Source organism: Mucilaginibacter sp. (assembly GCF_041663085.1).
Lineage (GTDB): Bacteria > Bacteroidota > Bacteroidia > Sphingobacteriales > Sphingobacteriaceae > Mucilaginibacter.
This window is the reverse complement of the sequence record NZ_JBAZRC010000174.1, coordinates 1-9,632: the sequence shown is the minus strand read 5'-3', so window position 1 is coordinate 9,632 and position 9,632 is coordinate 1. Positions and strand designations below refer to the sequence as shown.

At 41.7% G+C, this 9,632-nt stretch carries 13 protein-coding genes and 1 pseudogene; 11 read left to right on the top strand and 3 right to left on the bottom strand.

From position 1 onward, the window contains the following. The first annotated feature begins 171 nt into the window (after positions 1–171). Genes WC615_RS21010 through WC615_RS21000 form a run of 3 tightly spaced genes read left to right on the top strand, consistent with a single transcriptional unit; the run spans position 172 to position 806 of the window. Positions 172–387 (top strand): hypothetical protein, encoded by a 216-nt coding sequence (locus WC615_RS21010; RefSeq protein ID WP_372978930.1) that lies wholly within the window; start codon positions 172–174, stop codon positions 385–387. A 37-nt stretch (positions 388–424) separates the two neighbouring features. After that, a complete protein-coding gene (locus WC615_RS21005) occupies positions 425–598 on the top strand; it encodes a hypothetical protein (protein ID WP_372980017.1) in 174 nt (57 codons plus the stop codon). A gap of 34 nt (positions 599–632) precedes the next feature. After that, positions 633–806, top strand: coding sequence for a hypothetical protein (locus tag WC615_RS21000; RefSeq protein WP_372980016.1), 174 nt, complete (start codon positions 633–635; stop codon positions 804–806). A gap of 101 nt (positions 807–907) precedes the next feature. On the opposite strand, the gene WC615_RS20995 is transcribed toward WC615_RS21000, so the two are convergent. Next, positions 908–1,417, bottom strand: a complete 510-nt coding sequence (locus WC615_RS20995) for a hypothetical protein (RefSeq protein ID WP_372980015.1) — start codon at positions 1,415–1,417, stop codon at positions 908–910. 156 nt (positions 1,418–1,573) lie between these two features. Here WC615_RS20995 and WC615_RS20990 point away from each other — a divergent pair, with 156 nt between their 5' ends. Then, entirely contained in the window at positions 1,574–1,828 is a 255-nt protein-coding gene (locus WC615_RS20990) for a GNAT family N-acetyltransferase (protein WP_372980014.1), read from the top strand. Positions 1,829–1,996: 168 nt separating this feature from the next. Then, positions 1,997–2,203 carry a hypothetical protein gene (locus WC615_RS20985; protein WP_067062306.1) on the top strand — a complete coding sequence of 69 codons (207 nt, stop codon included), beginning with the start codon at positions 1,997–1,999 and terminating at the stop codon, positions 2,201–2,203. Between the two features lie 69 nt (positions 2,204–2,272). On the opposite strand, the gene WC615_RS20980 is transcribed toward WC615_RS20985, so the two are convergent. Further along, positions 2,273–2,743 (bottom strand): CYTH domain-containing protein, encoded by a 471-nt coding sequence (locus WC615_RS20980; RefSeq protein ID WP_372980013.1) that lies wholly within the window; start codon positions 2,741–2,743, stop codon positions 2,273–2,275. Between the two features lie 175 nt (positions 2,744–2,918). Between WC615_RS20980 and WC615_RS20975 the strand changes: the two genes are divergently transcribed. The 4 genes and pseudogenes from WC615_RS20975 (at position 2,919) to WC615_RS20960 (ending at position 7,678) form a co-directional block, all read left to right on the top strand. Further along, positions 2,919–5,648 (top strand): carboxypeptidase regulatory-like domain-containing protein, encoded by a 2,730-nt coding sequence (locus tag WC615_RS20975; RefSeq protein ID WP_372980012.1) that lies wholly within the window; start codon positions 2,919–2,921, stop codon positions 5,646–5,648. 68 nt (positions 5,649–5,716) lie between these two features. Continuing rightward, a pseudogene (locus tag WC615_RS20970) lies at positions 5,717–6,120 on the top strand (DUF1761 domain-containing protein). 138 nt (positions 6,121–6,258) lie between these two features. After that, positions 6,259–7,128 (top strand): aldo/keto reductase, encoded by an 870-nt coding sequence (locus tag WC615_RS20965; protein WP_372980011.1) that lies wholly within the window; start codon positions 6,259–6,261, stop codon positions 7,126–7,128. A gap of 151 nt (positions 7,129–7,279) precedes the next feature. Beyond that, on the top strand, positions 7,280–7,678 hold the full coding sequence (locus WC615_RS20960; RefSeq protein WP_372980010.1) for a hypothetical protein: 399 nt from the start codon (positions 7,280–7,282) through the stop codon (positions 7,676–7,678). A 34-nt stretch (positions 7,679–7,712) separates the two neighbouring features. On the opposite strand, the gene WC615_RS20955 is transcribed toward WC615_RS20960, so the two are convergent. Continuing rightward, positions 7,713–8,006: a YciI family protein gene (locus WC615_RS20955; RefSeq protein ID WP_372980009.1), complete on the bottom strand. Its 294-nt coding sequence runs from the start codon at positions 8,004–8,006 to the stop codon at positions 7,713–7,715. A gap of 140 nt (positions 8,007–8,146) precedes the next feature. Here WC615_RS20955 and WC615_RS20950 point away from each other — a divergent pair, with 140 nt between their 5' ends. Both WC615_RS20950 and WC615_RS20945 read left to right on the top strand, forming a co-directional pair. Beyond that, positions 8,147–9,319, top strand: coding sequence for a galactokinase (locus tag WC615_RS20950; protein WP_372980008.1), 1,173 nt, complete (start codon positions 8,147–8,149; stop codon positions 9,317–9,319). A gap of 52 nt (positions 9,320–9,371) precedes the next feature. Continuing rightward, the coding region (locus tag WC615_RS20945) for a TrmH family RNA methyltransferase (RefSeq protein WP_372980007.1) at positions 9,372–9,632 on the top strand (261 nt) is incomplete at its 3' end.

Below are 9,632 nucleotides of genomic sequence, written 5' to 3'. Positions count from 1 at the left end.
GGCTTTCTCAAACAAAAAAGACGTAGGCACTGCCGATGCTAAAAACAAAAAAGATGTGGGTACTGCTGATAACAAAAAAGACGTAGGCACTGCTGACTAAGTAACATCACAATACACATACAATAACTAAAACATCAAATAAATATATAACCACAACCAATAATACAGATCATGAAAAAATTCATCATAGCAGCAGCAATCATATTCAGCACAGGCGCTTTATCAACAGTTAACGCTCAGGCTTTCTCAAACAAAAAAGATGTAGGCACTGCCGATAACAAAAAAGATGTTGGTACTGCTGATAACAAAAAAGACGTAGGCACTGCAGACAATAAAAAAGATGTGGGTACTGCCGATAACAAAAAAGACGTAGGCACTGCAGACTAAGTAATATCACAACACCACACACATCAAAAAAACAATCATGAAAAAGATAATCATCATAGCAGCATTAGTATTAACATCAGCAGTAACTGCATTTTCGCTTACTACAAGCACAACCAACAAAGCAGCAGATACCAAGCTTCAACAAGACGCTATAACAACTTCTGTTAAAAATACTGCTGCCCCAAAATCCGACATCGCTACTGCCGACTAATTAAGTATCAAGACCATCCAACAGGATAAACCATATGAAAAAGATAATCATCATAGCAGCATTAGTATTAACATCGGCAGTAACCGCGTTTTCGCTTACTACCGGCAATACCAACAAAACAGCAGACACTAAGCTTCAACAAGATGCCATAACCACTTCTGTTAAAAATACTGCTGCCCCAAAATCCGACATCGCTACTGCCGACTAATTTTCACATCAGCTTCGGCATCAACATAAACAAAAAAAATGCCCCGTTATTAAAAACGAGGCATCGCACTAAAGGTGCTTAAATTCAATTGTTCGTATCAATTACAAAGCAGGCTTAGCAGCAGTTTTAAACGCACTGCAATTATCAAGCTTGTACATTATAGTATAGCCCGCAGCACCATCAGTTTCCTGGCGGCCGTCTTTAGTAACCTTAAATGGTTTTTGGCCCAGCTGCTGCGATGATAACTGAAAAGCAACAGCCATTGTATCTCTAGTCCCTTCCTGCATAAACGTCCACACCGCTTTAATATCGTTGCCACTCATTGTACCTTCTAAGGTACCCTTACGTGCATCCTTTTCTTTTGGCAGCCATTTCATTTCGCCGGTTACCTTATTAGCGTTAACAACTAAATGTACAGCTGTGGTATCCTGGTTGCTTGTACCCTCGGTACGTAAAAAGCAGTATTCCATATTTTGCGCAGGCGCGTTCAGCGTAGCCTCTTTTGCGGTATCGCCGCCTGCAACTTTAGTGGTATCTGTCGTCTTGTTTCCGTTACCTGTACACGAGGCCAGGGCCAGTGCGCACATGCTTAATATAGTGTATGGTTTCATGTTAAAAATTTATTGTTTGATGTTTAAACGCCGCAGTTCTAAAAAAGTTCGATACCTTATTATATATACATTGTTTTACACCTTATATTTAAAGGTACACAATTATGCTACCCTGCATAGCGCAGATACACTAATTGGCACCATACCTTTTGGCACATGCAGCCCAAACATCATCGCGCAGAGATTGCTTATAGGCTGATACCCGCCTACCAGGGCAAAGGCCCTATAACCGAAGTTACACGATATGCTTTCAATGAAATTAAGCTACATTCTATAGAAGCCAACGTAAACCAGGCCAATCAGGCATCGATAACCTTGCTGGAGAAAACGGGCTTTGTAAGAGAGGGTTACTTTAAACAGAACTTCTATTACAACGGCAAAATCCTCGTTTCGGCCATTTATTCGATATAATGTGCAAAAAAATGAACATTTCTATAATTTGTTAGTTAAGTATAAATACATATATTGCCTTCAATATTAAAAATATTGTCTGTTGGCTTGCTAAAACAAGTTAACAAGTAATAAAAACAAAAAATTTATTAATCCAGTTACAATTAAAAAACTTAAAAAAAACTAAACATGGCAGCTTCAGGAATCACCGCGTATTCAGTAAAAACAAAAACTAAAAATGTTCCAATGATTGATCCAGTTATCGACATCAAATCTGGCAGATATATTGCAACAGGTAAAGATGCAGAAGGTAACAAAATGGCTGCTATCATGGGCAAAGCTACAGCAGAAGAGCATATTAAAGCAGGTAATGCAAAAAAAGGTTCTGGCTGGTAAATAATATTTTCATCCAATAAAAAAACCTGCTTCACAGAGGCAGGTTTTTTTATGCGCTAACTTTCCGGTTTAATCCCAGTCCTTATACGGCTTTACCGATAGGCTTGCGTTAGTATATCGGTTGTCGTGGCTTACCTCTGCCCCAACCCATTCGGGTTTTTCAAATGGCTCATTTTCGCTCTCAAGCTCAATCTCGGCAACTATAAGCCCCTTATTGTCGCCCGCAAAAACATCAATCTCCCATAGATGGCCTTCATAATTAATATTATACCTTGTTTTTTCCACAGCCGATGTGGCAAAGTTTTCAAGTATCTCGTTCCCTTCGGTTAGTGGTATAGTGTACTCATACTCGCTGCGGCTTATTCCGGCCGATGCACCTTTAAGGGTAATATATGCGGCATCGGGGGTTACACGTATCCTAACCGTACGTTTTTCCTCACTTAAAATATAACCCTGTTTATACACATTGCCTTTAGGCTTTGCCAGGCTATTCCATTTTTCATGATCTACTAAAAACTTCCTCTCTATTTCTGTTGGCATGTGGTTATGTTTTGTAGCAGTTAAATTACAAAATACTTTGTTTTTAAAACCGTTTATACGGTACATTTAAAGCTGCTTTATTGAGGCGAAGTGTTAACGAAATGTTAAAACCCAAACCCTCTAACATGCAATAACGCTAAATGTTTATATTAGCCACGCTACTTTGATATATTATATGAGCCTTAAAAAATTCGCGCTGGTCATGTTTCTGGCCACTTGTTTAATTACGCCTGCGTTTGCACAAAGGGATACTATTAGCCTGAATACTATTATTACTAAAACAGCAAAGTATATAAACAGCTACCCTATTGAAAAAGTTTACCTGCATTTAGATAAGCCTTATTACAGCGCCGGCGATACCATTTGGTTTAAGGCTTATGTAACCATTGATAAGCACCAGCTCTCGGGCTTAAGCAACATTGTGTATGTAGATATTGCCACCAATCAGGATTCGCTTGTTAAACAAATAAAACTGCCGGTGGTAAACGGTGTAGCCAATGGCAATATCATACTTTCGCCTGCGGCCTACAAGCAAGGCAATTACCATTTAAGGGCATATACCGGGTGGATGCGCAATTTTGATAACGATTACTTTTATCATAAAAATATAGCTATTGGTAACATTATACAAACCAATGTTAACGCATACATTACTTACAATACAACAGATGCAGGCGGCAAACCTAAAATAAGCGCGGCCATTACCTATCGCCAACCCGGCGAACCGCAATTGGCAAATAAAAAAGTTAGCTGGAGCATAACAAACCCTGCCGGTGATGAAATAAGCAAAGGCAAAGGCACAACCGACCAAAACGGTGTAGTAACAATGGTGTTAAATGAAAATACCGCTGCATCATTAAAAAATACAACGCTAACCGCTTCTATTGATCTGGGCAACCGTAAAGAATCATTAAACAAATTCCCGCTGAATGCGGCAATTGCCCAGCGCGATGTACAGTTTTTCCCCGAAGGTGGCGAGCTTACGCTTGGCGTGCGCTCTAAAGTAGCTTTTAAAGCCATTGGCGCAAACGGTTTGGGCTTAAATATAAAAGGTACCATTACCGATAATACGGGCACTGTAGTGGCCGACTTTACATCACAACATTTAGGAATGGGGGTTTTTGCCCTTTTGCCCGAGGATGGCAAAACTTATAAAGCCAATATCACTTTTGCCGATGGTGTTAAAACTACTTATGATATGCCGCGTATTAAACCAGCCGGTATTTGCCTTGCCGTTTACAATAACGACCCGGATAACCTGAATATCAAAATATCAGCAAACGACCCATATTTTAAAGCTAACCAGGGCCGCATTTATTACCTGATAGCACAAAATGGAGGTGCTATATATTTTGCTGCACAAACTAAATTAGAGAATCAAAGCTATAGCGCAGCTATCCCCAAAAGTAAATTCCCTACGGGTATAGTACAACTAACGCTTTTTACAGAACGGGGCGTTGCCCTTAGCGAACGTATAGCGTTTATTAAACATAACGATATGATGAACCTTACGCTTACACCCGATAAAAAAGCGTACGGCGTAAGGCAAAAGGTTAAGCTATCAATCCTGGCAAAAAACAGTACAGCACCTGTGGCCGGCGAATTTTCAGTATCGGTGGTGGATGAATCAAAGGTACCGTCTGACGAGAACGCAGAAACAAGCATATTCTCAAACCTGCTGCTTACCTCTGATATAAAAGGATATATAGAAAAGCCAAACTATTATTTTATAAGCAAGGACGCGGATGCTGATGCTAACCTTGATATTTTAATGCTTACGCAGGGTTACCGGCGCATATCATACCGTAATATCATAACTGATAAACTGCCACAGATCTACCTTTATCCCGAGCAGGATGGGCTCGAAGTGATGGGCACCTTACGTAATAATACAGGTATGCCAATATCAAAAGGCAATTTACGCCTGCAAATAGCGGGTAAAAATCTTAATGCCGAAACGGTGACGGATATGGTGGGCAATTTCAAGTTCTCCAAACTTAACTTTCCCGACTCGTCGCAAATAACACTAAGTGCACGTAACAACCCAAACAGCCGCAATTTAATGATAGCAGTAACTGGTGATACTTACCAACCTGCAACAAAAAACCCATACATGCAGGATGAGGTTACCGATATTGACAGTTCTTTTAAAACCCTGCTAACAAACAGCAAAAGGCAATATGATAATTTACACATTTTAAAAGAAGTTGTAATTAAGTCGACCTCGTTGGTTAAAAAACCAAGCCATACAGATTATGGCGTATTTTCGGGCTTACCTGTAATGGCCGATCAGCAAATAGCCGGCGCCCGTTTTAAAGATTGCAATAACCTGTTAGTATGTCTTCCATCAATGTTATTGGGGGTGATGGTGGAGGATAACAACCTGTATTTCATGAAAAATGCATCTAATAGCAACCGCCTGCCCTTACAGGTATTTGTGAACGGAAGGCCGATGGATTTTGCCACGCTAACCAGCATGAGCGGCAACGATGTAGAAACCGTAGAAGTTTTTAAAACAGATGGGTTAAGCAATATCAACAGAAATTATCAGTCGGACGGTATCGTATCTATCATCACCCGAAAAATAGAATCATCAAAAATTACGTACGCCCAACTGCAGGAAATGTTGCCTAAAGGCAACCTGCTTACTTATAATGCACAGGGTTATAGTATAGCACGCGAGTTTTATTCGCCGAAATACGATCTTTTAAAACAAGGTGGTGGCTTTGGCGGCGACTTACGCAGCACTATCTACTGGGCACCCAAGGTAAAAACTGATAAAACAGGTATCACATCAATCGACTATTTTAACTCTGATAGTAAAGGTACTTACCGCGCTACCATTGAAGGCATTGATGCCGACGGCAACCTGGGCAGGTATGTATTACGCTATACAGTAAAGTAAATCAACACGTTACATTTGCAAATCTGAATGTTAATTGCATACATTTAGGTAAACTAAAACCTAAATGTATGGACGCCTCATTAATTAACTGGCCTGCTGTATTTGTAGCTGCCTTATCGGGCTTTGCTGTTGGCGGCATCTGGTATTCTCCTGCTTTATTTGGCAATGCATGGATGGCCGATAGCAAGCTAACTATGGATGAAATTCAAAAAGGTAACAAAACCAAAATATTTGGTTTTGTTACCTTTTTGCCCTTATCATGGCAGCAAACCTTGCCGCTTTTTTAGCCGAACCAAAAACAGATGTTACCTGGGGCGCAACTGCCGGTTTCCTGGCCGAAATTTGGACTTTTGGTGCCATTGCTACACATAGCTTATTTGAGCTTAAAGGCTGGCGTTATATTTTTATAAATGGTGGTTACAGCATTGTATCACTAACCATTATGGGTGCTATATTGGGTTTGTGGAGGTAATTACCACCACTTGTTTTTTCCATAAATGTTGATACTTAATTAGGCCGCCACCAGCCGATATGACACTTTTATGAACCATTCAATCGAACAATAAAGCTTACTTAGCGTTAATTCATTTTATCATAAGAACTAATAATTATGAGTAACGCAACAACAACATTCCCAAAAACATTTAGCATAGGTGGCGATTTAGAAGTTAACCGCATAGGCTATGGCGCCATGCGTATTACCGGCAAAGGCATTTGGGGCCCGCCAAAAGACAAAGCTGAAGCCATACGCGTATTAAAACGCGCGGTTGAGCTGGGTATTAATTTTATAGATACAGCCGACAGCTACGGCCCGCATATTTCTGAAGAGCTTATTGCCGAAGCTTTATACCCTTACCCTGCCGACCTTGTAATTGGCACCAAAGGTGGCTTGTTACGCACCGGGCCCGATCAGTGGCCCGTAAATTCAAGCCCTGCGCACTTAAAAGAAGCATTAGAAGGAAGCCTTAAACGCTTAAAACTCGATCAGATAGACCTGTACCAGTTACATCGTATAGACCCTAACGTACCGGCCGAAGAAAGTTTTACCTTTTTAAAACAGGCGCAGGCCGATGGCAAGATCAGGCACATTGGTTTATCGGAAGTGGATATTGACGACATTAAAAAAGCGCAGGATTATTTTGAGGTAGTATCGGTACAAAACATGTACAGCGTAGACAACCGCAAATGGGAAGGCGTATTAAATTACTGCGAGGATAACGATATCGCCTTTATCCCGTGGTTCCCGTTAAATGCAGGTAATGTGGCTGCCCAGGAAAAATTGCAGCAGGTTGCCGAAAAGCATGGTGCAACCGTTCACCAGGTAGCGTTAAGCTGGTTATTAAACCACTCAAAAAACATTTTACTAATACCGGGGACCTCAAGCGTTGCCCACCTGGAAGAAAACATGAAAACAGCCAATATAGTGTTAGATGCTGAAGATATTGACGAACTGGATGGCATATCGCCACCGGTAGGTTAACCCCGATTGAGAGTCAAGACATTTGGAGTCAAGAATCAAGAAAAGACACCGTAAATATCTAACATGCAGTTAAATATCACCTGTGTATTAAATTTTTATTGATTCTTCACTCTTGACTCTTGATTCGCATTTATATGTATTTTTGCTGCCAATGAAAAGCAAAGAGGAGATACTGAACAGTTATTATTCGCAGGGAGCGGATGGCATGCCTGAGATTGCCGCCGATGGTTTATTAAATGCGATGGAAGAATACCGCCTGCAAGCCGAAGAAGCTGCTTTTAATGCCGCCCGACAGCTCAACGGCAACTCACCCATCTTCGCCACCTTTGCCGAATACAAAGCCCGCCTTGAGGCTGAAATTAAGCAACAGCCAAAAGAGGATACCGTAAAATTAGTTGCCGATAGCATCATCGAACAATTCCTGCCGGATGACCCTGCCGAACAAACATTTGAGTTCCGTTTAAAAACAGAAGGCGTTTATTATATCGCCCACTATTCAAGAAACACCGTTGGTGATTGGGAATATCAGAAAGCTGAACCGGCAGAATAACCCTCTGTGCCCTCTGTGGTTAAATAATCAACTATTACCCTACAGCAGCTACTTTAAACGGTTTCACATCTACGGTTTCCCATATTTTTTGAGTGATGTAGGGTTCGCGCTGCTGCCAGGCTTGTAGTTCTTCTTCGGTTTCAAACTGAACTATCATCACCGATCCTATCATTTTCCCTTCATCATTAAGCATAGCCCCGCCTACTACGTAATTGCCGTTTGCGTGCAGTTCATTAGCGCCATCTAAATGGTGCGGGCGTACAGCCATGCGGCGTTCAAGCGCGCCTTCGTCAGTATAATCGTATGCGGTAACAATATATTGGTTCATGTTATAATTATTTGTAGGTTATTTAGCAAATAACAGCAAGTTATAGCTAAGCTGCAAACTATCTGCAAAAAACTTTTAAACCCAGTATCATAATAACTGTATATTTTACAATATTTGTTTTCCAAACAAAAAACCAATTTATGAGAACCGATCTGCAAGAGCAATTTAATTCGCTATATGGTAAAGATGCAACCGAAACTTTTTTTTCGCCGGGAAGGGTAAACCTGATAGGCGAGCATATTGATTATAACGGCGGGCTGGTTATGCCCTGTGCTATTACCTTTGGTTCGTACCTGCTTGTTGCCCCCAATAACGAAAACGTTTTCAGGTTTAAAAGCCTCAATTTTGACGAGCAGGCAGAAGTGCCTTTGCAGGCCGATCATAAAAAAACCGGTGAAGTTTGGTACAATTACCCGCTTGGCGTAATATCATACTTTCAGAAAGATGGTAAAGCCCTGCAAGGGCTGGATTTGCTATTTTACGGCGATATCCCTATTGGTTCGGGTTTGTCATCATCCGCATCAATAGAAGTGGTTACCGCTTTTGCATTGAACGACCTGTTTAATGCGGGCTATAGTAAACTGGAATTAGTAAAGCTATCGCAAGCTGTAGAAAATAAATTTATCGGCGTAAACTGCGGCATTATGGACCAGTTTGCCGTAGCTTTTGGCGAAAAGGACAAAGCCCTGATGCTGAACTGCGACACCCTGGATTACCAGGCGGTTGACAGTAACCTTGGCGATTACCTGCTGGCCATTATCAATACCAATAAACCCCGTAAACTGGCCGAATCAAAATACAACGAACGCGTGCAGGAATGCCAAACCGCCCTTGCAGCCTTAAAGCAGGAGCTGGATATTAACTACCTCTGCGATATAGATACCGAAACTTTCGGCAAATATAAACACCTGATAACCGATGCAGTTGTTCAAAATCGCGCCAAACACGTGGTTGAAGAGAACGACCGGGTAAAGCTGGCTGCAAAAGCCCTGAGCAATAACAACCTGGCCGAATTTGGCCGCCTGATGTACGCCTCGCACCAATCCCTGCGCGAGTTGTATGAGGTTAGCGGCATTGAGCTGGATACCGTTGTGGATTATGCCAAAACCAACCCCAACGTTGCCGGTGCGCGCATGACGGGCGCAGGCTTTGGTGGTTGCGCAATCGCCCTGGTTAAAAAAGATGCCTTAGATAAATTCAGCGAGGAAGTAACGGCGTATTATACAGATAAGATCGGCTATGCCCCTGCTGTTTATGCCTCACATATTGGCGATGGTGTGGGTATACTGAATGAGATAGTGGTTGGTAAGTAGTGAATGGTGAGCAGAGAGTGGTTATATTTGCTACTTTATTGACTACTCTTTTATGCGTAAACTAAAGCTCGACGAACTAAACCGTGCCACCATTGATGAATTTAAGGCCCAGGATAAACTGCCTGTAGCTGTGGTATTGGATAACGTGCGCAGCATGCACAATATTGGCTCCATATTCCGTACATCTGATGGTTTCGCGGTAGAGCAGGTTTGCCTATGTGGTATCACTGCCCAGCCCCCGCACCGCGAGATTGAAAAAACAGCTTTAGGTGCTACCCAATCTATCAACTGGTCTTACTTTGAAACCCCTTTA

Excerpts from the sequence above, each read along its gene's own strand:
- WC615_RS21010 (WP_372978930.1), top strand. The coding sequence starts at position 172 with ATGAAAAAATTCATCATAGCAGCAGCAATCATATTCAGCACAGGCGCT.
- WC615_RS21005 (WP_372980017.1), top strand. The coding sequence starts at position 425 with ATGAAAAAGATAATCATCATAGCAGCATTAGTATTAACATCAGCAGTA.
- WC615_RS21000 (WP_372980016.1), top strand. The coding sequence starts at position 633 with ATGAAAAAGATAATCATCATAGCAGCATTAGTATTAACATCGGCAGTA.
- WC615_RS20995 (WP_372980015.1), bottom strand. The coding sequence starts at position 1,417 with ATGAAACCATACACTATATTAAGCATGTGCGCACTGGCCCTGGCCTCG.
- WC615_RS20990 (WP_372980014.1), top strand. The coding sequence starts at position 1,574 with ATGCAGCCCAAACATCATCGCGCAGAGATTGCTTATAGGCTGATACCC.
- WC615_RS20985 (WP_067062306.1), top strand. The coding sequence starts at position 1,997 with ATGGCAGCTTCAGGAATCACCGCGTATTCAGTAAAAACAAAAACTAAA.
- WC615_RS20980 (WP_372980013.1), bottom strand. The coding sequence starts at position 2,743 with ATGCCAACAGAAATAGAGAGGAAGTTTTTAGTAGATCATGAAAAATGG.
- WC615_RS20975 (WP_372980012.1), top strand. The coding sequence starts at position 2,919 with ATGAGCCTTAAAAAATTCGCGCTGGTCATGTTTCTGGCCACTTGTTTA.
- WC615_RS20965 (WP_372980011.1), top strand. The coding sequence starts at position 6,259 with ATGAGTAACGCAACAACAACATTCCCAAAAACATTTAGCATAGGTGGC.
- WC615_RS20960 (WP_372980010.1), top strand. The coding sequence starts at position 7,280 with ATGAAAAGCAAAGAGGAGATACTGAACAGTTATTATTCGCAGGGAGCG.
- WC615_RS20955 (WP_372980009.1), bottom strand. The coding sequence starts at position 8,006 with ATGAACCAATATATTGTTACCGCATACGATTATACTGACGAAGGCGCG.
- WC615_RS20950 (WP_372980008.1), top strand. The coding sequence starts at position 8,147 with ATGAGAACCGATCTGCAAGAGCAATTTAATTCGCTATATGGTAAAGAT.